Below are 24,128 nucleotides of genomic sequence, written 5' to 3' on the forward strand. Positions count from 1 at the left end.
CGCATCTCCGCGGGACGGGCCTTATCGTGTCGTGGCCGTCGTGGCCGTCGTGGCCGTCGTGGCCGTCGTGGCCCTCGTGCGGTCAGTCCAGGCCCCGGGCGCGCTCGAAGCGGGCCCGGCCCTCGGCCAGGTCCACCACCGGGTCCGGGTAGTCCAGACCCGCCCGGTCCGGACCCCGAAGCTTCCAGGGCTCGTGGATCGCGGCCCCCTCCAGCTCCGCCAGCTCCGGCACCCAGCGCCGTACGTAGGCACCGCGAGGATCGAAGCGCTTGCCCTGGATCACCGGGTTGAGCACGCGGTTGGGCCGGGTGTCCGTGCCGGTGCCCGCCACCCACTGCCAGTTGAGCTGGTTGTTCGCCAGGTCGCCGTCGACCAGCAGGTCCAGGAAGTGCCGGGCACCCACCCGCCAGTCCACGTACAGCGTCTTGGTGAGGAAGCTCGCGGCCAGCATCCGGCCCCGGTTGTGCATCCAGCCCTCGTGCGCGAGCTGACGCATCGCCGCGTCCACCAGCGGATAGCCCGTACGCCCGGACTTCCAGGCGCCGATCTCGTCCTCGTCGGAGCGCCAGCGGTCCCGGCGCGGCCGGTAGTCGGACCAGGAGGCGTCCGGCCGGTCCGCGAGGACCTGGTGGTGGAAGTCGCGCCAGGCCAGTTGCCGCACGAACGCCTCGCCGCCGGGCCCGCCCTTCTCCCGGGCGCGGTGGACCAGTTCGGCGGCGGAGACCGTACCGAAGTGCAGATGCGGGGAGAGCCGGGACGTCGCGTCGCCGGCCAGGTCGTCGTGGCCGCCCTCGTAGTCGGCCATCGGCCCGTTCAGCCAGGACGTCACCAGCTTGCGGCCCACGTCCTCGCCGCCCCGGGCGAGACCGGGGGAGAGGTTCTCGACGGTTTCCCGGTCGGGGAGCGGATCGCTCGCCGGACCGTCCGGCACCCGCACCGTGCGGGGAGCGGTCAGTGTGCCCCGTACTCCCTCCGCCTCCCAACGGCGGAAGTACGGGGTGAACACCGCGAAGTGGCCCTTGCCGCCCGCCGGGACCACCCGGCCCGGAGGGAGCGCGGTGACCACCGCGTCATGGACGCGCAGCTCGCACCCGGTGCCCGCCAGGGCCTCCCGGATCCGTTGCTCGCGCCGAGCCGCGTACCGGCTGACCCCGGCGGCGACGTGCACGGAGGCCGCCCCGGTCTCCTCGGCCACCCGCCTCACCGCTGCGGCCACCTCGCCCCGGCGGACGACCAGCCGGCCGCCCCGGTGGCGGAGCCCGGCGTCCAGGGCGGCCAGGCAGTCGGCGAGGAAGGCCAGCCGGTTGGGCGCGTCGAACCCGGCGCTGTGGACGGCGTCGTCCCGGACGAACAACGGGACGACCTCGTCCGCGTCCCGCAGGGCGACCCGCAGCACCGGGTTGTCGTGCAGCCGCAGATCGGAGGTGAACAGCACCACCGCGACACTCATGGAAGGGGCGCTCCCTTGCGTGGTTCGTGGATGAGTGGCCAGGTGAGTGGTCAGGCCGGGAAGTCCATCAGCGCCACCGGGGACGAGGTCGGTTCGTCGGAGCCTCCGGCGGGCTCGACCGTGATGCCCATCCCGGACGCCCGGTCCACCGGTCCGTCCAGCAGGACCGCGTCGTCGCTCGCCCTCGGATCCATCAGACCGGCCGAGCGCATCGTGCCCTCGTCGTTGAACCAGAGCTGGTAGACCTTGCCGCTCGGCGGCCGGTCCATCCCCGAGGCCAGGAACACGGCGCGGTTCTGGCTCCGCGAGACGACGACGGTGCCGTGCGCGCCGCCCGTCAGCTCACTCGACGTGGTCTTCGCGTCCGGGGCCGAGAGCACCTGGGCCAGCTGCTCGTTCTGCCGCTGCGCCTGGTTCGCCTCCTGCCGCGCGTCCTGCGCCACCTGGTTCTGCCAGACCGCGACCCCACCGAACGCGGCGGCCGCGGCGACGCAGGCGGCGAGCGCGTAGGCGTACCACCGGCCGGTGCGTCCGCCCCCGCCTGCCCGCGCCCGTCTGCCGGGCGCCGGAGCCTCCTGGCGTACGGTCGTGATCTCCCGCAGCACCCTCTCGCGCAGCTCGCGCGGCGGGGTCTCGGCGACGGCGAGGCCGAGCCGGGCAGCGGTGGCCGACAGCTCCCGCACCTCCTGGGTGCAGGCCTCGCAGTCCTCCAGGTGCCGCTCGAACGCCTGCCGTTCGGAGTCCGGCAGCGCGTGCAGGGCATAGGCACCGGTCAGCGTGTGCAGTTCGGCCGTGCTCATGCGCTCACCCCCAGGCAGTCGCGCAGGCGGATGAGGCCGTCGCGGAGTCGTGTCTTGATGGTGCCCAGCGGCACGGCGAGCAGCTCGGAGACCTCACGGTAGGTCAGGCCCCGGTAGTAGGCCAGGGTCACCGACTCCCGTTGCAGCTCGGACAGGGTGCGCATACAGCGCCGTACCTGTTCTCTCTCCAACCGGGTCTCGACCTGTTCGGACACCTCGTCGAAGGCGGGTGTCCGGTCCAGCAGCGCCGCCTTGTGCTCCCGAGCGGCGGCGGCCTCCGCCGCGCGGACCCGGTCGACGGCCCGGTGGTGGGCCACGGTCAGCACCCAGTTCATCGCGCTGCCCCGGGAGGCCCGGAAACGGGGCGCGGTGCGCCACACCTCCACCAGCACCTCCTGCGCCACCTCCTCCGACTGGGCCGGATCGCGGAGCACGCTGCGCACCAGGCCGAGCACGGGCCCGCTCACCGCGTCGTACACCGCGGCGAACGCGTCCTGGTCGCCTCGTGCTACCCGCACCAGGAGCTCCTGGAGGTCGGGGCCGGGCGAGGGCACCCCACTGATGTGTACGGCTTCCTTCACGCGGGTTTCCTCCCGGGACGATCTCGCTTCCGGCAGTGATTCGGAGCCGAGGACCGTACGGATTGGTCGGATGCCCGCGATCTTCGCAGACCGGGCCCCGGGAGGGCGTGACTCAGCCGGTGGGCGTTTCGCGCCGTCGCAGGCGGACGGCGCGGACGGCGAGGAAGATCAGCAGCCCGAACGGCGACAGCAGGATCGTCAGGACCAGCAGCGGCCCCATCAGCAGCGGCGAGAGCCCCAGCTTCCGGCTCTGGAGGTACATCCACTGCCCGATCAGCAGGTCCCAGGCGAGCACCTGCGCCCAGATGGTCCCCGCGCCGCCGGCCAGCGCCGTCAGATCACGGAAGGTGCCGAGGTCCGGGCTGCTCACCGCCGTCCAGAGCTCCGGGAACACCGGCACGGCCATGACGACGTAGACGGCGAGCACGGGCAGCACGGTCAGCGGCGAGGCGGCGACGCGTGCGGTGCCGGACCAGGAGGGGGCGAAGATCATCAGCAGCCAGAACGGGGCGGTCAGATAGAACGTGATCTCGAACAGTGCGCCGGTCATGCCACGGGCTCCTTGTCGTCGGCGGTGCGGGACGGGCGGGCGGGGGCGGCCGGGCGCAGCGTGCTCCAGGTGCCGCACGCCACCGCCGCCAGCAGGACTCCGGCTACGGCCAGCGTGGCCCCGTCCGGGTGGATCAGCGGCTGGCCCCGGAGCGCCTGCCAGGTGAGGAGCGCGACGAGCGCCGTGTAGCCGGCCACGGCGACCCGTACGAGCCGCAGCCGCACCCCGGCGTCGCGCAGCCGGGCGAAGCGGGGCGCGAGGAGCACCAGGACGATCAGGAGGAGCGGCAGCAGCTGGAGGGCGTGCATGCCCACGAAGTGCGGGGCCCGCAGATCGCCGCCGGTCGTCGACCAGCCGGTCAGCGGCATGGCCGGGCCGCCGTCCGGGACGCCCACGGAGTGTGCGCCGACGACGTCGGCGGTGTCGAGGTTCCCCGCCGCCCGCTGGCTCTCGCTCGGCAGCACCATCAGGAAGCCGAGGGCCGCACCCGCCAGGGCGATCAGCAGCCCGCCCCGGACGGCCAGGGCCGTTGCCCGGTCGGCGATCCGGGTGCGCAGCAGCAGGACGGCGATCACCAGGGTGGCCGCCCACAGGACGACGATGGTCAGCCCCATCGCGTCCCACAGCACCGCGTCGAACGAGGTCGCGAAATTGAAGTGGCTGCGTCGGCCCCGGACGACCTGCACCGTGATCAGCACCATCTCGGTCAGGCTCGTCAGTACGACGACGTGCCCCGCCCACCGACCGGTCCGGCGCCCCCGGGTGAGATGGGCCAGCATCCAGGCCAGGGTCAGACCGTACGCGGCGAAGGACACGGCGAACTTGAACGGCTTCGCCCAGATCGGCGCCCCCACCAGGACCCGGTCGTCGACCACGAGGCCCACGGCGGAAACGAGGGCCATGACGGCCATCGCGGCGGAGAAGACGACTAAGGGACGGTGCCAGGAACGCCATGAGGACATGCGGGACCCCCTGTGTTGATGTGATTAGAGTAGATAGCTGCGCTGTCTGCTATCCGATAGAGGGACTATCTATGATGAGGGCGGTTTCTGGCAAGGGCGAAAGGGCGAACACGCGATGCGCATCGGTGAGTTGAGTCGCAGGTCCGGGGTCCCGGTGCCGACGATCAAGTACTACCTACGGGAAGGGCTGCTGCCCGCAGGGGAGTTGACCAGCCCGAATCAGGCCCACTACGGCCCCGGGCACGAGCGCCGGCTGCGCCTGATCCGGGCGCTGCTGGATGTCGGCGGCCTCTCGCTCGCCAGCATCGGTGAGGTGCTGGAGGTCATGGACGACCCCGATCAGCCGGTGCACAAGGTGCTCGGCATCGCGGCGGACGGCGTCACTCCGGCAGGGGGGGAGGAGGCGGGGCCGGAGCTGGAGGAGGCGCGGGAGGAGGTGGCCGAGCTGCTGCTGAGGCGGGGCTGGCATGCCGACGAGCGGTGTTCCGCCGCCGAATCACTGGCGGGGGTGCTGGCCGCGCTGCGCAGGGCCGGGCACAGCGGATACATCGCCCTGCTGGACGTCTACGCGGATGCCGCCGAGCCGCTCGCCCGCGCCGACCTCGACTACGTACAGCGACGGGTGGCCCGCGAGGACCTGGTCGAGAGCGTCGTCGTGGGCACCGTCCTGGGCGAGGCGATGTTCGGCGCGCTGCGGCGGCTGGCGCACATCGACGTGTCCTTCCGGCGCTTCGAGTCCCCGCAGAACCTCTCGGGGCCGGTCGATCCGGAGGGCTCCCAGGCCGCGGAAGAGGGCGTGGGCGGCGGCGGGGCGCGGGATGCCGGGGCTGGTGGCGGGGCGGAGGCGAGCGGTGGCGGAGACGAGCCCTTCCGACGCCTGAAGCCGGGGGCGGGTCCGGCGGACGGACCCGCGGGCTGAGCGGGTGCGTGCCCGGTGGGCGGGCGTAGCGGCCCCGGCCCGGCGGCCTCACCCGCCATACCCCCCCCGACACGCGGGCCCCGCCCGCCGCGGGTGCGGGCGGACGGGGTCCGGTGGTCAGCTCGCCGGGCGGCCCGGGCGACCTCGGGTGACCCCGGCGACCCGGGCGGCCAGGGGACCGGGGAGGCCAGGGGGCCCGGGAGGTCACGCGACCCGGAGGCCAGGGGGACCCGGGAGGCCAGGGGCCCCGGTGACCCGGGCGACCTGGGCGGCCAGGGGGCCCCGGGGGCCGGGGAGGTCAGGGGACCCGGAGGCCAGGGGGACCCCGGCGACCTGGGCGACCCGCGCGATCCCGGCGACCCGGGCGGCCAGGGGACCCGGGCGGCCAGGGGGCCCGGGCGGCGACCCGGCGGAGCCCGGCCAGTGGCTCCGGGCGGGGTCGACGCCGGGAGCGGGTGCTACGCGGCGGTCGTGCCGCTCTCCTGCTCGCGCTCCACCTGCTCGTTCCACTCGCGCTTGACGGCACGCCAGGCGTCGTCGTTCTGGCCGAGACGCCAGTAACCCGAGATCGACAGCCGCGTCAGCGGGATCTGCCGCTCCACGCGCAGATACCGGCGGATCTCCTTCACGAAGCCCGCTTCCCCGTGCACGAAGGCCTGGATCTCGCCCTCCGGGAAGTCCAGCCCCTTCACGGCGGCGGTCAGCAGCTCGCCGACGGGCCGGTCGCCGCGGTGCAGCCAGGTCACGGCCACCCCGTCGGGCGTCACGATCTTCTGCTCCTCGGAGGCGTCCGACACCTCCACGAAGGCGTGCACCAGCGCACCCGACGGCATCTGCTCCAGCGCCGCCGCGATCGCCGGCAGCGCGCTCTCGTCGCCGGCCAGCAGGTGCCAGTCCGCCGACGCCTCGGGACCGTAACCGCCGCCGGGGCCGAGGAAGGTCACCTGCTCGCCCACCCGGGCCCGCTGCGCCCACGGTCCCGCGAGCCCCGCGTCGCCGTGCACGACGAAGTCGACGGCCATCTCCCGGGCGACCGGGTCCCACGAGCGCACCGTGTACGTACGGGTGGTGGGCCACAGCTCGCGCGGGTACCGCTCCCGGATCGCGGCCATGTCGAACGGGTGCGCGTAGTCCGCGCCCTCGGGCGCGAAGCACAGCTTGATGTAGTGGTCGGTGAAGCCGGAGAGGGCGAAGTCCGCGAGCCCTTCGCCGCCGAGGACCACCCGGACCATGTGCGGGGTGATCTGCTCGGTGCGCACGACCTGCGCCCCCTGAGCCGTGGGTCCCTGCCGGGCCGGCCGCTCTGCCACGAGGTACTCCCTGGTTCGAAAACGTGAGCTTAGGTATGCCTAAGTTAACACCTCAGTGCTGAAGGGTGGTCAGGAGCCGCTGAAGCGCTCCGCCCAGTCCCCACTGCTCCGCCAGCGCCTCCAGGGCGGCCGGGTCGCGCGGCTCGCGGGGCAGCGCCGGGTCGAAGGCGGGCAGGGGGACGTCCCCTGCCACCCGGACCACCTTCGGCGCGACGGCCACATAGGCACGCGACTCGTCCAGCCGCTTGCGCTGCGAGGGCGTCAGCTTCGCCTTCGGATCGTCCACCGCCGCCATGATCCCGTCGAGATCGCCGTACGCGTCCAGCAGCTTCGCCGCCGTCTTCTCGCCGATGCCGGGGACGCCCGGGAGCCCGTCGCTCGGGTCGCCGCGGAGCAGTGCCAGGTCGACGTAGCCCGCGCCGTCCACGCCGTACTTCTCGCGGAGCCAGGCCTCGTCGGTCACCTGAAGGGTGCCGACGCCCTTGAGCGGGTAGAGCACGCGCACCCGGCGGGCGTCGTCGACCAGTTGATACAGATCGCGGTCGCCGGTGACGATGTCCACCGGTCCGGTCGCCCGCCCCGTGAGGGTGCCGATGACGTCGTCCGCCTCGTACGGCGTGACGCCGACCCGGGCGATCCCGAGCGCCGCCAGCACGTCCTCGATGATCGGGACCTGCGGGGACAGGGTGTCGGGGATCTCCTCCTCGTCCGTCTGCCCGGCGGGCGTCTCCTCGGCGACCCGGTGCGCCTTGTACGTCGGAATCAGGTCGACCCGCCACTGCGGACGCCAGTCGTTGTCCCAGCAGGCGACCAGATCGTCCGGCCGGTGGTCCTGCACCAGGCGGCCGATGAAGTCGAGGAGTCCGCGCACGGCGTTCACCGGCGTACCGTCCGGCGCGCGCACCGAATCGGGCACGCCGAAGTAGGCGCGGAAGTAGAGGGAGGCGGTGTCGAGGAGCATCAGGCGTCGCGTCACGGTCCCGATGATGCCCCACCGCTCCGACAGTCGCTCCGGGTAACCGCTTACCACCACTCCGTCGCAGGTCGGTGATCTGGGTCACTGTTGTGTTTGGGCTGTGTAAGTGAGGGCAGGCGCGGCATTGGAGCGAACCACGTCGCATTTTCAACTAGTGCATGTGCCACGCGGAAAGAGCCCGCACCGCTCCACGGTCTGCCGGAGGGGGTGGCAGACCGTTTTTCGGTTCAACGCGTGAGGTGTATGTGTCCAGGCTGCAAGCCGAGCACTTGTACAAAGTCTTCGGAAGACGACCCGATGAAGCCGTGCGGAAGCTCGAGAGCGGCTCCGGCCGCGACGAGTTGCGCGGCGAGGGAACGACCGCAGCGGTGATCGACGCCTCGTTCACCGTGGAGCCGGGGCAGATCTTCGTTGTCATGGGGTTGTCCGGCTCGGGCAAGTCCACCCTGCTGCGCATGCTCAACGGTCTGCTCGATCCCACCGCGGGCCGGGTGCTCTTCGACGGCCAGGACCTGACCGCCCTGAGCCCCCGCGACCTGCGGCACGTCCGCTCCACCAAGATCAGCATGGTGTTCCAGCACTTCGCGCTCTTCCCCCACCGGAGCGTCCTGGAGAACGCCGCGTACGGCCTGGAGGTCCAGGGCGTGTCGCGCGAGGAGCGTGAGGTGCGCGCCACCGAGGCGCTGCGGATGACCGGCCTCGAAGGCTGGGAGAAGTCCTGGCCCGACGAGCTGTCCGGCGGTATGCAGCAGCGCGTGGGCCTCGCCCGCGCGCTGGCCACCGACGCCGACCTGCTGCTCATGGACGAGTCCTTCAGCGCGCTCGACCCGCTGATCCGCCGTGACATGCAGGACCAGCTGCTGGAGCTCCAGAAGCGCCTGAAGAAGACCATCGTCTTCATCACCCACGACCTCAACGAGGCCATGCGCCTGGGTGACCGGATCGCTGTCATGCGCGACGGGGAGATCGTCCAGCTCGGCACCGCCGAGGACATCCTCGTCACCCCGGCCAACGACTACGTCGCCTCCTTCACCCAGGACGTCGACCGCTCCCGGGTGCTCACCGCGGGCGCGATCATGGCCGAGGCGCACACCGTGATGGGCACCAGGGCGGCGGACGGCAAGGAGCTGCGCACCCCGCAGGACGTGCTGGCCGCGGCCCCCGCCACGGTCCCGGAGTCCACGCCGATCATCGACCTGTTCACGCCCTGCTCGCAGAGCTCGAACCCGGTCGCCGTGACCGACGCCAAGGGCAAGCTCGTCGGCGTCGTCCCGAGCTCCCGGCTGCTCGCCGTCCTCGGTGAGCCGATGACCCCGGCCGAGGCCCCCCGCGACACCGAACCCGCGGCAGCGGACGGCGTGAAGAAGGTGGCCAGTGTTTAGGCTCCCCCTCGGCGAATGGGTCGACTCCGCGGTCGACTGGCTGCAGACCCACCTCGCCTGGCTCTTCGACGCCATCAGCTCCATCGTCAGCGGCATGTTCGACGGCATAGCCGCCGTCCTGTCCGCCCCCGCGCCGCTGCTGTTCGCCGGCATCGTCGCCGTCATCGCCTGGTGGCTGCGCGGCCTGCCCGCGGCGCTGCTCACCTTCGTCGGGTTCGCCCTCATCGACTCCGTCGAACTGTGGGACGAAGCGATGGACACCCTCACCCTGGTGCTCGTCGCGACACTCGTCACCCTGGTCATCGCCGTGCCCCTGGGCATCTGGGCCTCCCGGTCCAGGACGGTCAGCGCGATCACCCGGCCGGTCCTGGACTTCATGCAGACCATGCCCGCCATGGTCTACCTCATCCCCGGCGTCATCTTCTTCGGCGTCGGCGTGGTCCCCGGCATCATCGCCACCATCATCTTCGCCCTGCCCCCGGGCGTCCGGATGACCGAGCTCGGCATCCGCCAGGTCGACGGCGAACTCGTCGAGGCGGCCGAGGCCTTCGGCACCACCTCGCGCAACACCCTGCTGCGCGTCCAGCTGCCGCTCGCCCTGCCCACGATCATGGCCGGAATCAACCAGGTCATCATGCTCGGCCTGTCCATGGTCGTCATCGCGGGCATGGTCGGCGGCGGCGGCCTCGGCGGCTCCGTCTACCGTGCCATCGGCAACGTCGACGTCGGCCTCGGTTTCGAGGCGGGCATCTCCATCGTCATCCTCGCCATGTACCTGGACCGGATGACCGGCGCGCTCGGCACCGAGGTCTCCCCGCTGGGCCGCCGCGCGGTCGCCAAGGCCCAGGCCATGGCCGAGGGCTGGAAGATCTGGACCTACCGCCCGCAGCCCCGCATCGCGGCCGTCGGCATCGTCGTCCTCGCGCTCGTCGCGGGCAGCATGAGCATGTTCGGCGGCTCGGAGGACGACACCGCCGGCAAGGCCGCGCGGATCGGCGACGGCAAGAAGGTCAGCATCGGCTACATCCCGTGGGACGAGGGCATCGCCTCCACCTTCCTCTGGAAGGAGATGCTGGAGCAGCGCGGCTTCGAGGTCGACGTCAAGCAGTACGAGGCCGGCGCGCTGTACACCGGTATGGCCAACGGGCAGATCGACTTCCAGACCGACTCGTGGCTGCCGGTCACCCACGCCAGCTACTGGGCGAAGTACAAGGACCGCCTGGAGGACCTCGGCGCGTGGTACGCCCCGACCTCGCTGGAGCTCGCCGTCCCCGCGTACATGAAGGACGTCCAGACGATGGACGACCTCAAGGGCCGGGCGTCCGAGTTCAAGGGCCGCATCGTCGGCATCGAGCCGAGCGCCGGCGAGATGGGCCTGCTCAAGGACAAGCTGCTGCCGGGCTACGGCCTGGACAAGGAGTACAAGCTCATCGACGGCTCCACGCCGTCCATGCTGGCCGAGCTGAAGCGCGCGTACGCCAAGAAGGAACCGATCGTGGTTCCGCTCTGGTCGCCGCACTGGGCGTACAACGAGTACGACCTCACCAAGCTGAAGGACCCCAAGGGTCTCTGGGGCGCGGGCGACGGCGTCCACACCCTGGCGCGCAAGGGCTTCTCCGCCGAGAACCCGGTGGTCAGCAAGTGGCTCAAGGACTTCAAGATGAGCGAGAAGCAGCTCACCAGCCTTGAGGCCCAGATCCAGAAGTCCGGTTCCGGCAAGGAGCAGGAAGCCGTCCGTACCTGGCTGAAGGACAACCCGGGCGTCGCCGACAAGTGGTCCCCGGTCCCCGAGGACGCCAAGGCCGACGGCGGCAAGGACGAGCGTGACCGTGCCGTCGAGGTCGCCTGGTTCCCCTGGGAGGAGGACATCGCCGCCACGTACCTGTGGAAGGCGGTCCTGGAGGAGCGCGGCTACAAGATCAACCTCAAGCAGTTCGAGGTCGGCCCGATGTACGCCGCGATGTCACGCGGTCAGATCGACGTGCAGTTCGACGGCTGGCTGCCGTACACCCAGAAGAATTACTGGGACAAGTACGGCGACAAGCTGACCGATATCGGCTCCTGGTACGGGCCGACCTCCATCGAGGTAGCCGTCCCCGACTACGTCAAGGACGTCAAGACCCTCGACGACCTCAAGGGCAAGGGCTCCGACTTCAAGGGCCGGATCATCGGCATCGAGCCCGGCACCGCGACCATGGAGAACCTCAAGAAGAACGTCCTGCCGAGTTACGGCCTGGACAAGGAGTACGAGGTCCTCGACTCCTCCACGCCCGGCATGCTGGCCGAGCTGAAGCGCGCGTACGCCAAGAAGGAGCCCATCGCGGTCCTGCTGTGGACCCCGCACTGGGCGTACAACGAGTACGGCATGACCAAGCTGAAGGACCCGAAGAAGGCGTTCGGTGAGGGCGACCGGCTGCACACCATCGCCTCCAAGGAGTTCCCGAAGCAGTACCCGCAGCTGACGAAGTGGTTCAAGGACTTCAAGCTCACCGAGAAGCAGCTCGGCGGCCTGGAGAACGAGATCCAGAAGCGCGGCGTGGGTCACGAGGAGGAAGCCGTGAAGGCCTGGATGGACGACAACCCGGGCATCGCGGACACCATGGCGCCCCAGTAAGGGCCCACGGGCACGAAAGCAGCAGGTCGTCAGGGGTGGCCCCCGCCTTCGGGCGGGGCCACCCCTTCCGACTGCCCGGGGGCGTTTACCGGACGTCGTGCGCAACCATGTGCGTAAGGTGCTGGCAACCGGGAGGATGGCGGAGGCGGGAGGGAGCCGGGACATGGACGACAAGGACACACCGCGGGTGGGCGCCGCCGTCCGCCGACGGCGCAGAACCCTGGGACTCACGCTGGCCGCGGTCGCCTCGCGCAGCGGCCTCTCCGTGCCCTTCCTCAGCCAGATCGAGAACGAGCGCGCCCGCCCCAGCGCCCGCTCCCTCGACCGGGTCGCCGAAGCACTGGAGACCACCACCGGGCGCCTGCGGGCCGCCGCCGACTCCGCGCGCGCCATCGACGTCGTCCGGGCCGATGGGGGCGAGGGCGTACGCCGCCTGGTGCGCGGCCGGCATCAGCTCAGCGCCCTGGAGTTCACCGGCGAACCGGACCTCGGCCGCGAGTTCCAGCACCGCAACGACGAACTGATGTACGTCGTCGAGGGCGCCGTCGACGTCGAGGCCGAGGGCCAGGTCCACCGCCTGGAGCGCGGCGACACCCTGTTCCTCTCCGGCGGGGTCCGCCACCGCTGGCGCGCCACCGTGCCCGGCACCCGGCTGCTGGTCGTCGCGGTGGCCGAACACATCGACGCCACGTTCGACTCGCGCCGCTGACCCCGTACGCATTCGTCCCGTACGGGGCCGAGTCCGTACGGTGCCGAGTCCCTACCCCTCCACCCGCGAAAGGCCCTCCGTGCGCGTCGTCTCCCTGGTCCCCTCGCTCACCGAGGCCGTCGCCCACACCGCGCCCGGGCTGCTCGTCGGGGTCACCGACTGGTGCACGCACCCCGCGGATCTCACCGCCGCCCGCGTCGGCGGCACGAAGAACCCGGACGTGGCCGCGATCGCCGCCCTCGCCCCCGACCTCGTGATCGCCAACGAGGAGGAGAACCGGGCCCCCGACCTCGACGCGCTCCGGGCGGCCGGGCTCGACGTCCTGGTCACCGAGGTCCGCACCCTGGACCAGGCACTCGCCGAACTGCACCGCGTCCTCGTCGACGGCTGCGGGCTGGCCCGGCCCCGCTGGCTGGACACGGCCGAGGCCGCCTGGGCCACCCTGCCCGCGCCCTCCGGGAGCCCGCGCCCCGCCGCCGTGCCGATCTGGCGGCGGCCCTGGATGGTGCTGGGCCGCGACACCTTCGCCGGCGACCTCCTCGCCCGCCTCGGCATCCGCAACGTCTACGCCGACCACCCCGAGCGCTACCCGCGCATCCCGCTCGACGAGCTGAACGCCTCCGGGGCCGAGCTGATCGTGCTGCCCGACGAGCCCTACCGCTTCACCGCCGACGACGGGCCCGAAGCCTTCCCCGCCCTGCCCGCCGCACTCGTCGACGGACGGCTGCTCACGTGGTACGGGCCGTCGCTGGCCGAGGCGGCACGGGCGCTGCCGTCAGCGCTCCGCTGAGCACCCCGAGCGCCGTCCGCGCCCCGGCCGCCGCCCACGCCGCGACCAGGGCGACGTACAGCGCCACCGCCAGCCACGTCAGCGCGTCGAGACCGGTGTGCCGCGCCAGACCCGCCGCGCCCGTCACACACGTACCGACGGGGAAGGTGAACGCCCACCACGTCATCGCGAACCCCATCCCGTTCCGCGCGGCCCGCACCACCATCGCGGTCGCCAGGGCCAGCCACAGCAGCGCGAAGCCCATCACCGGAACCCCGTACAGCACGGCGAACGCGCCGAACGCGGAGGCGTAGGGAGCCCCGACCGCCCCCGGGGCGACATCGGCCAGCTGGTTGACGGCGGTCGTCGACTGCCCGAGCGGGCCCAGCACCAGAAAGAGCGTCGGGGTCAGCGCGAGCGGCAGCGGACCGTGGTGGACCAGCCGGGAGAAGACCAGCGGCAGCACGACCAGTGTGGCCAGCAGCGACAGGCCGAACATCGCGTAGCAGGCCAGCAGCAGCGCCTCGCGCCCCTGTCCGGCGGCGATGTGGGGCACCAGCAGCGCGCCCTGCGAGGCCGACACCATCGGGGCGACCAGCGGCAGCAGCCACACCGGCGACGCGGTCCCGGACGCGGGACGGTGGCGTACGACCATCAGATACGGCACCACGACGGCGGCCACCAGACCGATCGCCGTACCCGCCACGAACAGCACCACGTCCACCGCGAGCGCCGCGCGTGCGCCCACCACGTCCTGGCCCACCGTCAGCGTGGCCCCGCCGACGGCCATCAGGGCCATCGACAGACAACCGTAGAACGGGGCGACGGCCGGGTCCAGCAGATGGGCGCGGGCCTGGTCGCGGTGGCAGAGCCAGTGCCCGGTACGGGCGGCGAGGACGGCAAGCAGCAGCACGGCCGACAGCGCCCACACCACGGTGCACGCGGCCCGCAGCCCGGGAACGTCCCCCGGAAGCATCGCGCCGGCACTCGCGACGATCGCGGTGCCCATGACGCTCGCGTACCAGTTGGGGCCGATGTGCCGGAGGGACGGCAGCCGCGTCGCGTCGCCGGGCGCCTCCGCCGGACGGGTCGGAAGCGCGGCGGGGGGCGGCGGAACGGCGGTCCGGGTCCCCGGAAAGATGGTCATGCCACGATTCTTCGCGGCCGGGCCCCCGCCCACCAGGGACTCCGCCCCTATGAGGTCATAAGCTGGCTTTATGACCGGCACCGACGCACACGCACCCCACGTTCCCCTCTCCCACCGGGTCCCCGACCTCGGGGCGCTGGAACTGCTGCTCGCCGTCGCCCGGCACGGCAGCCTCGGGCGGGCCGCCCGGGACGTCGGCATCACCCAGCCCGCCGCCTCCAGCCGCGTCCGGTCCATGGAGCGCCAGCTCGGCGTCGCCCTCCTGGACCGCTCCCCGCGCGGCTCCCGGCTCACCGACGCGGGCGCGCTGGTCACTGACTGGGCGCGCCGGGTCGTCGAGGCGGCGGAGGCCTTCGACGCCGGCGCCCAGGCGCTGCGCGACCGCCGCGACTCCCGGCTCCGGGTCGCCGCCAGCATGACGATCGCCGAATACCTCCTGCCGGGCTGGCTGATCGCCCTGCGCGGCGAGCGCCCGGACACCGCGGTCTCGCTCCTCGTCGGCAACTCCTCGGACGTCGCCCGCCGCCTGGTCACCGGCGAGGCCGACCTCGGCTTCGTCGAGGGCCTGTCGATACCGGAGGGCCTCGACGGCACCGTCATCGCCCACGACCGCCTCGTCGTCGTGGTCGCCCCCAGCCACCCCTGGGCCCGCCGCCGCACCCCGCTGCTGCCCGGCGAACTCGCCGCCACCCCGCTGATCCTGCGCGAACACGGCTCCGGCACCCGCCAGGTCCTGGACGCGGCGCTCGCCGTGCACGGCGGACTGGCCCAGCCCCTGCTGGAGCTCTCCTCGACCACGGCGGTCAAGGGCGCGGCGGAGAGCGGCGCGGGCCCATGCGTCCTGAGCGAACTGGCCCTCGGCGAGGAGCTGTCGTCCCGCCGCCTCGTCAAGGTCCCCATCGCGGGCGTACGGCTGCGCCGGCAACTGCGCGCGGTCTGGCCCGGGGGCCACCGCCCCACCGGCCCCGCCCGCGATCTGCTGTCCCTGACCGGCCGCGAGGCCTGACCCGCGAACCCCGGCCGCCGTGTCGGAGCCCGACCCTAGAGTGGGGGCATGAGCTACGCGACGCCGCCCGGCTGGTATCCGGACACGGGCGCACCCGGCTTCGAGCGCTGGTGGGACGGCACGGCCTGGACCGTGCACACCCGCCGGCCCGGCGCTGCCCACGCCGCACCGGAACAGTCGCCCGCACCCGCGGCGTTCGGCCCGCCGTCGCTTCCGCTCCCGCACCAGCGCGGCCCCCGGGACGAGGCCGGCGGCGGCAGCCGGACGAAGGTCCTGGCGATCACGCTTTCCGGGGTGCTGGTCCTGGGCGCGGCCGTCGCCGGGGCCGTGCTGCTCGGCCGCGACGACGGCGATACGCCCGCGGCTCCGACGGCGACCGCCTCGCCCCAGGCCCCCGTCGCCGCCCCCACGGCCACCGCCTCGTCCGCCGAACCGGACCCGGACTCCGGCCCGGCGGAGGATCCCACTGTCCTCGTCGACCAGCTCAACGGGGTCACCCTGCCGGTGCCCGAGGGCTGGGAGAAGCCGGGGAGCACCTCCGACGACGCCGCCACCATCCGTACCGAGCAGTCCTACGACTGCCCGGGAGGCGCGGCGTTCTGCTACCACGGCACGGTCACCACCCGCACCGCCCGGGGCGGCGAGACCGATGTCAGAAGCCTGGCCGAGGCCGACATCGTCACCGCGGCCGACAAGGCCTACGAGGAGGACAGCCTCGGCCGGCGCACCCACGGCGGCATCACGTCCCACAAGGTGCTCAAGACGCAGGAGCTGTCCGTCGCCGGCCGCACCGGCTACCTGGTGCGCTGGCAGGTCACCACCGGCAAGGGGCCCGGCGGGTACGTGCAGTCCCTGGTCTTCCCCTCCTCGGTGGGCGCCGGGACACCGGTGATCGTCCGGTTCGCCTTCGACGCCGGGGTGCCCGGCCTGCCGCTGTCCCTGATGGACACCATCACCCGGGGCATCCGCCCGCTCGGCGACAGCGCGACGAGCGGTGGAGTGGGCGCGTCCATCGGCCCCTGAACCCCGGATCGCACCCCCCGGGACCCGGGATCAGAGGAAGGTCTGTCCCTCGCACCCCCCGGGACCCGGGATCAGAGGAAGGTCTGTCCCTCGCCCCCCCCGGGGCCCCGGATCAGAGGAAGGTCTGCCCCTCGCCCCGGTACGTCGGAACGCTCGCCGTCACCCGGTCGCCCTCGACCAGGTGCAGCGCGTCGAAGCGCTCGCACAGCTCCCCGGCCTTGGCGTGCCGGAACCAGACCTTGTCGCCGATCAGCAGGTCGTCGGCGGGGGAGCCCAGCAGCGGCGTCTGCACCTCGCCCGCGCCCTCCAGCGCGTCGTAGCGCAGCCCCTCCGGCAGATACGGCACCGGCGAGCGGTCGGCGCCGGCCGCGCCGGACGCCGGATAGCCGCCCCCGAGCACCGTCACCACACCCACGCCGGGCCGACGCACCACGGGCTGCGCGAACAGGGCCGCGGGCCGGCCGGTGAACGACGTGTAGTTGTCGAACAGCCGGGGCACGTACAGCCCCGACCCGGCCGCGATCTCCGTGACCGCGGCCTCGGCCGCCGTGTGCTGCACACTGCCGGTCCCGCCGCCGTTGACGAACTCCAGCCCCGGCGCGACCGCCCGGACCGCCCGCACCGCCTCGGCCCGGCGCACCGCCAGCTCCTTGCGGGCGGCCGACTGCATCAGCCGGATCGCCCGGGACCGCAGCGGCCGCCCCGCCAGCGCGTCGCCGACCCCGGCGACATGCCCCTCGTACGCCATCAGCCCCACCAGCCGGAAGCCCGGCCTGCGGACCACCGAGCGGGCCAGTTCGGCGAGTTGTGCGGGGGAGCGCAGAGGCGAGCGCAGCGCCCCGATCCTCACCCGGCCACCCAGCATCCGCAGCGAGGTGTCCAGCTCCAGGCAGACCCGGATCTCCTCCCGGCCGCCCGCCCGGGAGGCGTCGATCAGCTCCAGCTGGGCGTGGTCGTCGACCATCACGGTCACGGCCGCGGCCAGTTTCGGATCGGCGGCCAGCTCGGCGAACGCGGACCGGTCGGCCGACGGGTAGGCCAGCAGGACGTCGTCGAATCCGGCCCGCGCCAGCCACAGCGACTCCGCCAGCGTGTACGACATGACCCCGGCGAACCCGGGACGCGCGAGCACCCGCTCCAGCAGGGCCCGGCACCGCACCGACTTGCTCGCCACCCGGACCGGCTTCCCGGCCGCCCGCCGCACCAGATCGTCGGCGTTGGCGTCGAACGCCTCAAGATCGACGATCGCGATCGGGGCGTCGAGATGGGCAGTGGCCCGGTTGTAGCGGGTCCGGTCAGCCGCGCGGGCAGTCATGGCCGCAGCTTGCCAGACAGCCGGTACGGCTGGGTAGGGGGATGAACGCGACAGATCGTCCGCCGACCGGGGCGTCCCGTTCCCCGCGGCTCGCCCACAGCCCGTAGAGTGACGTGCACGCGAGCACCAACGGGCCTGTCAGCGGCGGTGATCCGTGGTCGGTACGAGGACGTGTATGCAGGGGGCCGGATGAGTACCGAAGCGCAGCGCGCCCCTGTGCCGCCCCGCCCGACCACCCCTCCCACGGCCCAGCCTCCCACGCCCCCGGCACCCGTTTCCACGCCCACGCCCGCCTCACGGACCGCGCCGCCTCAGCAGGTTCGGCCGGCGGTCACTCCGCAGACGGCTCAGGCCACACCGGCCCGCCCGCCGGCTTCGGCCCCGCAGGAAGCGTCTCCGGCCCCGGCGTCTCCGGCCTCGGCTGCTCCGGCCTCGGCTGCTCCGGCCCAGCAGTCGGCCCAGCCCCCTCTCCCGCCCAGCCCGGCCGCACCGGCCGCAAAGGCCCCGCCGATGCGTCCGGCTGAGCCTGCAGCGCCTGCCCCGCTGGACCCGAAGGCCCCGCCGGCCCGCTTCACCCTGGCGGCCCGTGCCGTCCCACCAGCCCGCCCGGCCCCACCGGCAGCCCCCGTCCCGGCCCCTTCCGCCCGGACGACCGCGCAGGCCGCACCGGCCCCGCAGGCCGGACCCGGGACGCAGGCGGCACCGGCCCCACCGGCAGCCCCCGCCCCGCAGGCCCGACCCGGTACTCAGGCGGCACCGGCAGCCCCCGCCCCGCCGGCCGGACCCGGGACGCAGGCGGCACCGCCGGCCGGACCTGGGATGCAGGCCGCACCGGCAGCCCCCGCCCCGCAGGCCGCACCCGGGACTCAGGCGGCACCGGCGGCCCGCGCCCCGCAGGCCGCACCCGGGACGCAGGCCCCACCGGCAGCCCCCGCCCCGCACGGAACCCCCGCCCCGCAGGAAACCCCGGCCCAGCGGCCCACGTCCCCCAAGGTGTCCGCGCCGGCGCCGCCCACCGCGAGCCCCACCCCGATGCGGCCGGGCCCGCCCCCCGCGGGTTCCGCGAGCCCGGCGCTTCCCGGTCCGCCCGTCGGCCCGCCGCCCGTCACCCGGCGCAGGCCCGTCGGGGCCGTCGATCTGACGCCCGCGCCGGGAGCCGTTCCGCCGCCCCCCGGCGGCTACCGGACGCCGGTCCGTTACGGCTACCCGGAGACGCCTGCCGAGACCACCACCCGGCTGCGGCCGGTCCGCCCCCGGCAGCGGTGGCGTACCGCGGCGGCCGCCGCCTGCGTCGTGCTCGGCCTCGGGCTTATCGGCGGGGCGGTCACCGGGGCCTGGCTGACCGGCGACTCCTCGGCCGAGACCACCGGGGACCCGTACACCGCCGCACGCGGCGCCTGGCACAGCGTCCCCGTCGACACACTGTTCCCGCGCACCGTCCAGGGCAAGGGCGCGGGCCCCGGCGGCACCCACCGCACCTGGACCCGGATCGCCGTCGCCGCCGACAGCACCTGCAAGGACGGGCTCGACCCGCTGCTCCTGACCACGCTCCGCTCCGTCGGGTGCGAACGGCTGGTGCGCGCCACCTACACCGACGCCACCCGCTCCGCCGTCACCACCGTCGGCCTCGTCTTCACCGAGGCCGACGCCCCGGGTATGCGGGCCCTGCACACCCGGTTCACCGAGCAGAAGCTCGGCGCGCGCAAGGACCTCATGCCCCGTACGTACGCTCCCGAGGGCACGCTCGCGGCCTCCTTCGGCGACGGGCAGCGCGCCAGCTGGACGGTCAACCCGCTCACCGAGATCCCGGTCGTCGTCCTCGCCGTCTCCGGCTTCGCGGACGGCCGCACCGTCGCCGACCCCCAGCCCGCGCCCGCCGCCATGGCCCCGGGCGCCACGACCGACATCGCCCAGGCCGGGCTCGGCCACGAGGCGAAGGGCATCGCGGACCGGGTGGAGCGCGGGCTGCGCACGCACGTCGCCGAACTCACGGAGCAGCCCGGATGACCCGACGACCCCACCGCGTCCTCGCCGCGGTCTGCGCCGCGGCCGTCCTCGCGCTCACCCCCGCCGCGCCCGCCCACGCGGACGCCATCCGCGACCAGCAGTGGGCGCTGGACGCCCTGCACACGGACCGGGCCTGGGAGACCACCCGGGGCCAGGGCGTCACCGTCGCCGTCCTGGACACCGGGGTCGACGACGCCCACCCCGACCTGACGGGGCAGGTGCTCCCCGGCAAGGACCTCGTCGGCTTCGGCGCCGCACGCGGCGACTCCTCCTGGGCCCTGCACGGCACCGCGATGGCCGGCATCATCGCCGGACGCGGCAACGGCCCCGGACGCTCCGACGGCATCCTCGGCATAGCCCCCGAGGCCCGGATCCTGCCGGTCCGGGTCATTCTGGAGTCCAAGGACCCCGCCCGGGCCAAGGCCCGCAAGTCCCGCGGCCCCGCCCTCGCCGACGGCATCCGCTGGGCCGCGGACAACGGCGCCGACGTCATCAACCTCTCCCTGGGAGACGACAGCAAGTCCGCCCACCCCGACCCCGGAGAGGACGCGGCCATCCAGTACGCCCTGTCCAAGGGCGTCCCCGTCGTCGCGTCGGCGGGCAACGGCGGCGAGAAGGGGGACCGGATCTCCTACCCGGCCGCCTACCCCGGGGTGATCGCGGTCGCCGCGGTCGACGAGTACGGCACACACGCCTCGTTCTCCACCCGCCGCTGGTACGCCACCGTCAGCGCCCCCGGCGTCGACATCGTGGTCGCCAACCCGGACGGGCACTACTACATCGAGTGGGGCACCTCGGCCGCCGCCGCGTTCGTCTCCGGCGCGGTCGCCCTGGTCCGGGCAGCCCACCCCGGCCTGGACCCGGCCCAGATCAAGAAGCTCCTCGCCGACACCGCCCGCGATGCCCCCGCCGAGGGCCGCGACGACGCCCGCGGCTACGGCATCGTCGACCCGGCGGAGGCCATCGAGGCGGGCTCCCGGCTGCGTCCGGCAGACCTGGACGCCAAGGCCGCCCCGGCGGGACACCGGGGGCGGTACTTCGGCGACGGCCCGACCCCGGCCCGTACCGCCGACGCGGCGGCCAACTGGGCCGCCCCGCTCGCCGGCGGCCTCGGCGCGGCGCTGCTGGCCGCGGCCGTCGTCCTGTGGCGCGGCCGGAACGCCCCCGGCCGCCGCTGAACGCACCGCGCCCGGCCGGCCCCCCACCGACTCACCGGCCCGCCCCGGACACCGCGTCCGACCGGTCGCGCCTGGGCGCCTTCCGAGCCTGATCACCGGTGTGCCCGTCGCCGCGCGGGGAGGCCCCGCGGTGCACCACGACCACCGCCACCAGCCCCAGCGCCAGGCCGAGCACGGTCCGGGGACCGAACGGCTCCCCGAACATCAGGGCTCCCCACACCGCCGTGACCGGGGCCATCAGGAACATGAGCGTGTTGACCGCCGTGACGCCCGAGCGCCTCAGGATCAGCCAGTACAGCCCGTACCCGCCGAAGGTGGACAGCACCACCAGCCAGCCGACCGCGCCCCAGAACGCGAGCTCGGCGGGCGGCAGCGCGGTCCCCGTGCCGAGGGCGAGCGCGGTGAAGATCACGGTGCTGGCGGCGCAGTGCACGGTCAGTGAGACCGAAGGGGCCACCCGGGTGGCGGAACGGCTCTCCAGGAAGGTGGCGGCCACCAGCGACAGCATGCCGACGAACGGCAAGGCGTAGGCCCACCCGGCCGCCCCGGCGGCGGCGGAGGCGTCGGCCGTCGTGACCACGACGACCCCGGCGACCCCCAGGCACAGGCCGAGCCACTGCCGGGCGGTCACGTGACTCCGCAGCAGCGGCCCGGCCAGCGCCCCCGCCACCAGCGGCTGGACCCCGTCGATCAGGGCCGTGGTGCCCGTGGAGACCCCGAGCTGGATCGCGTAGTAGACGGTCAGCAGATAGCCGCTCTGCGACAACGTGCCGATCACGGCCTGCCGGACCACGTCCCGGGCGCCGAGGCCCCGCCAGGAGGCGCGCGCGACGGTCACCGCGACCACGGCCAGGACGACCGTCAGCGGCAGGAACCGCCACATGAGGATCGTGAGCGCGGACGCGCTGCCGGCGCCGAGCTTGGCCCCGATGAACCCGGAGCTCCAGCACAGCACGAAGGCGACCGGGAGCAGGACGTTCATGACGCACCTCGCTAAACAGATCGGTATACCTACCCTCTCGACTATACAGATCGGTATACTCGTGGCCATGGGTACTCCCGAGGAACTACGCCGGATCACCATGACGCCTGCCGCGCGACGAGCCCTGGCGGCCGCCGGGCGGCTCTTCTACGACCGGGGCATCCATGCCGTCGGGGTGGACCTGATCGCCGCCGAGGCCGGGGTGACCAAGAAGACCCTCTACGACCGCTTCGGCTCCAAGGAGCAGATCGTCGTGGAGTACCTCGCCGACCGCGACGAACGCTGGCGCGCCTTGCTCGCCGAGCGCCTCGACGCCGCGCCGCCCGCGCCACGCGCCCGGATCCTGGCCGTCTTCGACGCCTCGCGCGCCTGGATGGCGGAGAACGGCTCCAAAGGGTGCAGCATGATCAACGCCCATGCGGAGATCAGCGACCCTTCCCACCCGGCGCACGCGGTCATCACCGGCCAGAAGCAGTGGATGCTCGACCTGTTCACCCGGCTCGCCCGAGGCGTCGAGGGGCTCGGCCCCGACGCCGCCGACCGGCTGGGCCGGACGCTCATGCTGCTGCACGAAGGGGCCCTGGCCGCCCACGGGCTGAAGGTCTTCCCGGACCCCGTCGCCCACGCCCGCGAGGAGGCGGCCGGCCTGCTGGCCGGGGCGACGGAACGCTGAGCCCGCGCCCGGCTCCCGGTGGCGGCCGGAACGCTGAGCCCGCGCCCGGTCCTCGGTGACGGCCGGAGCGCCGAGCCCCGCGCCCGCCCCACCTGCGGGCAGGCGGCCGGAGCCCAGGCACTACCCTCGTCCCGTGGAGCTCAAGAACATCCCGGACCCCGGTTTCTCCGACGACGACGGCTCGGCGTCCCCCGCCCTGACCAGGGCCCTGGACGCCTGGTCCCGCGACCGGAACGCCGTCGGCCCGGTCCTCACGGCGCTGCGCGACGCCCGGCTCCTGGTCCCCGTCGTCGCCGTCCTGGGGGAGGTCGAGGAGGACGGTCATGAGGGGCGCGAAGCACTTCAGAAGGGCGGTGGTGGGAGACGGGGGGGCGGGCTGCGGCGCGAGAAGACCAGCGACATGGCCGTCCCCACCCTCAAGGCCGGCGACCGGCGTGCGCTCCCCGCCTTCACCTCGACCGCGTCGCTGGCACTCTGGGACCCGGAGGCGCGCCCCGTCGCCGTACCGCTGCACCAGGCGCTCCAGGCCGCCGCCCACGAGAAGGCCGACACCGTCGTGCTGGATCTCGCCGGGCCCGTCGCCTTCGAGCTGAGCGGGCAGGCGCTCCTGGCCCTCGCCGAGAACCGCACCAGCACCGACCCGCTCCAGGACCCCGCCGTCGTCGCGGCCGTACGGGAGACCGTGGCCGCCGACTCCGCCGTGGTCCGCGCCCACCTCGGCCCCGGCAGCGCGGACGGCACCCTCGCCCTCGTCCTCGCGCCGGACGCCGTGCCCGCCGAGGCGGCCCGCCGCATCGCGCGGGCGCTGTCGGCCAGCGAGGTGCTGCGGGCCCGGCTGGTGAGCGGCCTGGATCTGGCCGTTCTCCCCGCCGGTACGCCCACACCGGGGGAGCCCCTCTTCGCCCGCTGACGTAGCGGGCCGAACCGGACCGGGGCCGGACCGGAGCCGGGACGACCCGGTCGACGCGCGCCAAGTGCCCGCCGCCGTGAGAATTGTCGGGAATTCGGAGAAATCCGACCAACCGATCAAGCTCGCGAGGTGGTTCCATGCAGAAGCGGATCGTGGCGTCAGAGTTCCTCGGCACCCTGCTGCTGGTGTTCTTCGCCGTGGGTTCCGCGGTCGTCGCCGTCGAATACCTCGGCACGGTAGGCATCGCCCTGACCTTCGGCTTCACCCTCCTCGCACTGGCCTACGCGCTCGGCCCGATCTCCGGCTGCCACGTCAACCCCGCGGTCACGCTGGGCATGTATATGGCGGGCCGGATCGGCATCCGTACGGCCGTCGAGCGGTGGGTGGCCCAGTTCCTCGGAGCGGTCGTCGGCGCGGCCCTGCTGTTCCTGCTGGCGAAGCAGATCCCGGGCCTGGAGACCAGCGGCGAGTTCGGCACCAACGGCTACGGAGACCGGTCGGCCGTCGGCATCAACATCGGCGGCGCGTTCCTCGCCGAGGTGGTCCTGACGTTCCTGCTGGTCTACGTGGTCCTCGCGGTGACCCACAAGGTGGCGGTCACCGGATTCGACGGGCTGCCCATCGGCCTGGCTCTCGCCGCGATCCACCTGGTGGGCATCCCGCTGACCGGCACGTCGGTCAACCCGGCGCGCAGCTTCGGCCCGGCGCTCTTCGCGGGCGGCGCGGCCCTCTCCCAGCTCTGGCTTTTCATCGTCGCGCCCGTGGTCGGCGGAGCGATCGCCGCCTACGCCCACCGGCTCACCCACCCCTGCCCCAACGTCCTGCCCGAGGAGACCGAGGACGCCATCTGACGGACCTCCCCGGC

General features: G+C 73.5%; 22 protein-coding genes. 12 read left to right on the forward strand and 10 right to left on the reverse strand.

Annotated features, from left to right (window positions below; all coding sequences use genetic code 11):
• Positions 1–82: 82 nt before the first annotated feature.
• The 5 genes from ACH4KB_RS20900 to ACH4KB_RS20920 form a co-directional block, all read right to left on the reverse strand.
• Complete coding sequence (locus ACH4KB_RS20900) at positions 83–1,450, reverse strand: cryptochrome/photolyase family protein (RefSeq protein WP_398067377.1); 1,368 nt, start codon at positions 1,448–1,450, stop codon at positions 83–85.
• A 50-nt stretch (positions 1,451–1,500) separates the two neighbouring features.
• On the reverse strand, positions 1,501–2,250 hold the full coding sequence (locus ACH4KB_RS20905) for an anti-sigma factor domain-containing protein (protein WP_398067378.1): 750 nt from the start codon (positions 2,248–2,250) through the stop codon (positions 1,501–1,503).
• Positions 2,247–2,831 carry a sigma-70 family RNA polymerase sigma factor gene (locus ACH4KB_RS20910; protein ID WP_398067379.1) on the reverse strand — a complete coding sequence of 195 codons (585 nt, stop codon included), beginning with the start codon at positions 2,829–2,831 and terminating at the stop codon, positions 2,247–2,249. The genes ACH4KB_RS20905 and ACH4KB_RS20910 overlap by 4 nt, the downstream gene beginning before the upstream one ends.
• Before the next feature lie 112 nt (positions 2,832–2,943).
• Positions 2,944–3,381: an ABA4-like family protein gene (locus ACH4KB_RS20915; protein WP_398067380.1), complete on the reverse strand. Its 438-nt coding sequence runs from the start codon at positions 3,379–3,381 to the stop codon at positions 2,944–2,946.
• Positions 3,378–4,343: a hypothetical protein gene (locus ACH4KB_RS20920; protein ID WP_398067381.1), complete on the reverse strand. Its 966-nt coding sequence runs from the start codon at positions 4,341–4,343 to the stop codon at positions 3,378–3,380. The genes ACH4KB_RS20915 and ACH4KB_RS20920 overlap by 4 nt, the downstream gene beginning before the upstream one ends.
• A gap of 115 nt (positions 4,344–4,458) precedes the next feature.
• Here ACH4KB_RS20920 and ACH4KB_RS20925 point away from each other — a divergent pair, with 115 nt between their 5' ends.
• Positions 4,459–5,262, forward strand: a complete 804-nt coding sequence (locus ACH4KB_RS20925) for a MerR family transcriptional regulator (protein WP_398067382.1) — start codon at positions 4,459–4,461, stop codon at positions 5,260–5,262.
• 458 nt (positions 5,263–5,720) lie between these two features.
• Here ACH4KB_RS20925 and ACH4KB_RS20930 read toward each other — a convergent pair whose 3' ends face one another.
• Positions 5,721–6,572 carry a siderophore-interacting protein gene (locus ACH4KB_RS20930; protein WP_398067383.1) on the reverse strand — a complete coding sequence of 284 codons (852 nt, stop codon included), beginning with the start codon at positions 6,570–6,572 and terminating at the stop codon, positions 5,721–5,723.
• 52 nt (positions 6,573–6,624) lie between these two features.
• Entirely contained in the window at positions 6,625–7,533 is a 909-nt protein-coding gene (locus tag ACH4KB_RS20935; RefSeq protein WP_398067576.1) for a 5'-3' exonuclease H3TH domain-containing protein, read from the reverse strand.
• Between the two features lie 260 nt (positions 7,534–7,793).
• On the opposite strand from ACH4KB_RS20935, the gene ACH4KB_RS20940 reads away from it, so the two are divergent.
• From ACH4KB_RS20940 to ACH4KB_RS20955, 4 genes are all read left to right on the forward strand, one after another.
• The gene (locus ACH4KB_RS20940; RefSeq protein WP_398067384.1) at positions 7,794–8,930 is read left to right on the forward strand and encodes a glycine betaine/L-proline ABC transporter ATP-binding protein; all 1,137 of its coding nucleotides are present in this window, start codon (positions 7,794–7,796) and stop codon (positions 8,928–8,930) included.
• The gene (locus ACH4KB_RS20945) at positions 8,923–11,544 is read left to right on the forward strand and encodes an ABC transporter permease/substrate binding protein (RefSeq protein WP_398067385.1); all 2,622 of its coding nucleotides are present in this window, start codon (positions 8,923–8,925) and stop codon (positions 11,542–11,544) included. Before ACH4KB_RS20940 ends, ACH4KB_RS20945 begins: the two co-directional genes overlap by 8 nt.
• A gap of 163 nt (positions 11,545–11,707) precedes the next feature.
• On the forward strand, positions 11,708–12,253 hold the full coding sequence (locus ACH4KB_RS20950) for a helix-turn-helix domain-containing protein (protein WP_398067386.1): 546 nt from the start codon (positions 11,708–11,710) through the stop codon (positions 12,251–12,253).
• Positions 12,254–12,332: 79 nt separating this feature from the next.
• The gene (locus ACH4KB_RS20955) at positions 12,333–13,043 is read left to right on the forward strand and encodes a helical backbone metal receptor (RefSeq protein WP_398067577.1); all 711 of its coding nucleotides are present in this window, start codon (positions 12,333–12,335) and stop codon (positions 13,041–13,043) included.
• Here ACH4KB_RS20955 and ACH4KB_RS20960 read toward each other — a convergent pair.
• Positions 12,982–14,169, reverse strand: coding sequence for a TDT family transporter (locus ACH4KB_RS20960; protein WP_398067387.1), 1,188 nt, complete (start codon positions 14,167–14,169; stop codon positions 12,982–12,984). The two genes, ACH4KB_RS20955 and ACH4KB_RS20960, sit on opposite strands and share 62 nt — an antisense overlap.
• A gap of 70 nt (positions 14,170–14,239) precedes the next feature.
• On the opposite strand from ACH4KB_RS20960, the gene ACH4KB_RS20965 reads away from it, so the two are divergent.
• Together ACH4KB_RS20965 and ACH4KB_RS20970 are read left to right on the forward strand one after the other, a co-directional pair.
• Positions 14,240–15,175, forward strand: a complete 936-nt coding sequence (locus ACH4KB_RS20965; protein WP_398067388.1) for a LysR family transcriptional regulator — start codon at positions 14,240–14,242, stop codon at positions 15,173–15,175.
• Between the two features lie 48 nt (positions 15,176–15,223).
• The gene (locus ACH4KB_RS20970) at positions 15,224–16,198 is read left to right on the forward strand and encodes a DUF2510 domain-containing protein (protein WP_398067389.1); all 975 of its coding nucleotides are present in this window, start codon (positions 15,224–15,226) and stop codon (positions 16,196–16,198) included.
• A gap of 112 nt (positions 16,199–16,310) precedes the next feature.
• Here the strand turns inward: ACH4KB_RS20970 and ACH4KB_RS20975 are convergent, their stop codons facing one another.
• Positions 16,311–17,513, reverse strand: coding sequence for an amino acid deaminase/aldolase (locus ACH4KB_RS20975; RefSeq protein ID WP_398067390.1), 1,203 nt, complete (start codon positions 17,511–17,513; stop codon positions 16,311–16,313).
• A 1,032-nt stretch (positions 17,514–18,545) separates the two neighbouring features.
• Here ACH4KB_RS20975 and ACH4KB_RS20980 point away from each other — a divergent pair.
• Together ACH4KB_RS20980 and mycP are read left to right on the forward strand one after the other, a co-directional pair.
• Positions 18,546–19,520, forward strand: coding sequence for a hypothetical protein (locus tag ACH4KB_RS20980; protein ID WP_398067578.1), 975 nt, complete (start codon positions 18,546–18,548; stop codon positions 19,518–19,520).
• A complete protein-coding gene (mycP, locus tag ACH4KB_RS20985) occupies positions 19,517–20,698 on the forward strand; it encodes a type VII secretion-associated serine protease mycosin (RefSeq protein ID WP_398067391.1) in 1,182 nt (393 codons plus the stop codon). Before ACH4KB_RS20980 ends, mycP begins: the two co-directional genes overlap by 4 nt.
• A 31-nt stretch (positions 20,699–20,729) precedes the next feature.
• On the opposite strand, the gene ACH4KB_RS20990 is transcribed toward mycP, so the two are convergent.
• Positions 20,730–21,680, reverse strand: a complete 951-nt coding sequence (locus tag ACH4KB_RS20990) for a DMT family transporter (protein WP_398067393.1) — start codon at positions 21,678–21,680, stop codon at positions 20,730–20,732.
• Between the two features lie 67 nt (positions 21,681–21,747).
• Between ACH4KB_RS20990 and ACH4KB_RS20995 the strand changes: the two genes are divergently transcribed.
• From ACH4KB_RS20995 to ACH4KB_RS21005, 3 genes are all read left to right on the forward strand, one after another.
• Entirely contained in the window at positions 21,748–22,353 is a 606-nt protein-coding gene (locus ACH4KB_RS20995) for a TetR/AcrR family transcriptional regulator (RefSeq protein ID WP_398067394.1), read from the forward strand.
• Between the two features lie 133 nt (positions 22,354–22,486).
• The gene (locus ACH4KB_RS21000; RefSeq protein WP_398067395.1) at positions 22,487–23,263 is read left to right on the forward strand and encodes an SseB family protein; all 777 of its coding nucleotides are present in this window, start codon (positions 22,487–22,489) and stop codon (positions 23,261–23,263) included.
• A gap of 137 nt (positions 23,264–23,400) precedes the next feature.
• Complete coding sequence (locus tag ACH4KB_RS21005; protein WP_398067396.1) at positions 23,401–24,114, forward strand: MIP family channel protein; 714 nt, start codon at positions 23,401–23,403, stop codon at positions 24,112–24,114.
• Positions 24,115–24,128: the final 14 nt, after the last annotated feature.

The sequence above is a fragment of the Streptomyces sp. NPDC017520 genome (genome assembly GCF_044329855.1).
In the GTDB taxonomy this organism is placed as follows: Bacteria; Actinomycetota; Actinomycetes; order Streptomycetales; family Streptomycetaceae; genus Streptomyces.

Excerpts from the sequence above, each read along its gene's own strand:
- ACH4KB_RS20900 (WP_398067377.1), bottom strand. The coding sequence starts at position 1,450 with ATGAGTGTCGCGGTGGTGCTGTTCACCTCCGATCTGCGGCTGCACGAC.
- ACH4KB_RS20905 (WP_398067378.1), bottom strand. The coding sequence starts at position 2,250 with ATGAGCACGGCCGAACTGCACACGCTGACCGGTGCCTATGCCCTGCAC.
- ACH4KB_RS20915 (WP_398067380.1), bottom strand. The coding sequence starts at position 3,381 with ATGACCGGCGCACTGTTCGAGATCACGTTCTATCTGACCGCCCCGTTC.
- ACH4KB_RS20920 (WP_398067381.1), bottom strand. The coding sequence starts at position 4,343 with ATGTCCTCATGGCGTTCCTGGCACCGTCCCTTAGTCGTCTTCTCCGCC.
- ACH4KB_RS20925 (WP_398067382.1), top strand. The coding sequence starts at position 4,459 with ATGCGCATCGGTGAGTTGAGTCGCAGGTCCGGGGTCCCGGTGCCGACG.
- ACH4KB_RS20935 (WP_398067576.1), bottom strand. The coding sequence starts at position 7,533 with ATGCTCCTCGACACCGCCTCCCTCTACTTCCGCGCCTACTTCGGCGTG.
- ACH4KB_RS20950 (WP_398067386.1), top strand. The coding sequence starts at position 11,708 with ATGGACGACAAGGACACACCGCGGGTGGGCGCCGCCGTCCGCCGACGG.
- ACH4KB_RS20960 (WP_398067387.1), bottom strand. The coding sequence starts at position 14,169 with ATGACCATCTTTCCGGGGACCCGGACCGCCGTTCCGCCGCCCCCCGCC.
- ACH4KB_RS20965 (WP_398067388.1), top strand. The coding sequence starts at position 14,240 with ATGACCGGCACCGACGCACACGCACCCCACGTTCCCCTCTCCCACCGG.
- ACH4KB_RS20970 (WP_398067389.1), top strand. The coding sequence starts at position 15,224 with ATGAGCTACGCGACGCCGCCCGGCTGGTATCCGGACACGGGCGCACCC.
- ACH4KB_RS20975 (WP_398067390.1), bottom strand. The coding sequence starts at position 17,513 with ATGACTGCCCGCGCGGCTGACCGGACCCGCTACAACCGGGCCACTGCC.
- ACH4KB_RS20980 (WP_398067578.1), top strand. The coding sequence starts at position 18,546 with ATGCGGCCGGGCCCGCCCCCCGCGGGTTCCGCGAGCCCGGCGCTTCCC.
- mycP (WP_398067391.1), top strand. The coding sequence starts at position 19,517 with ATGACCCGACGACCCCACCGCGTCCTCGCCGCGGTCTGCGCCGCGGCC.
- ACH4KB_RS20990 (WP_398067393.1), bottom strand. The coding sequence starts at position 21,680 with ATGAACGTCCTGCTCCCGGTCGCCTTCGTGCTGTGCTGGAGCTCCGGG.
- ACH4KB_RS20995 (WP_398067394.1), top strand. The coding sequence starts at position 21,748 with ATGGGTACTCCCGAGGAACTACGCCGGATCACCATGACGCCTGCCGCG.
- ACH4KB_RS21005 (WP_398067396.1), top strand. The coding sequence starts at position 23,401 with ATGCAGAAGCGGATCGTGGCGTCAGAGTTCCTCGGCACCCTGCTGCTG.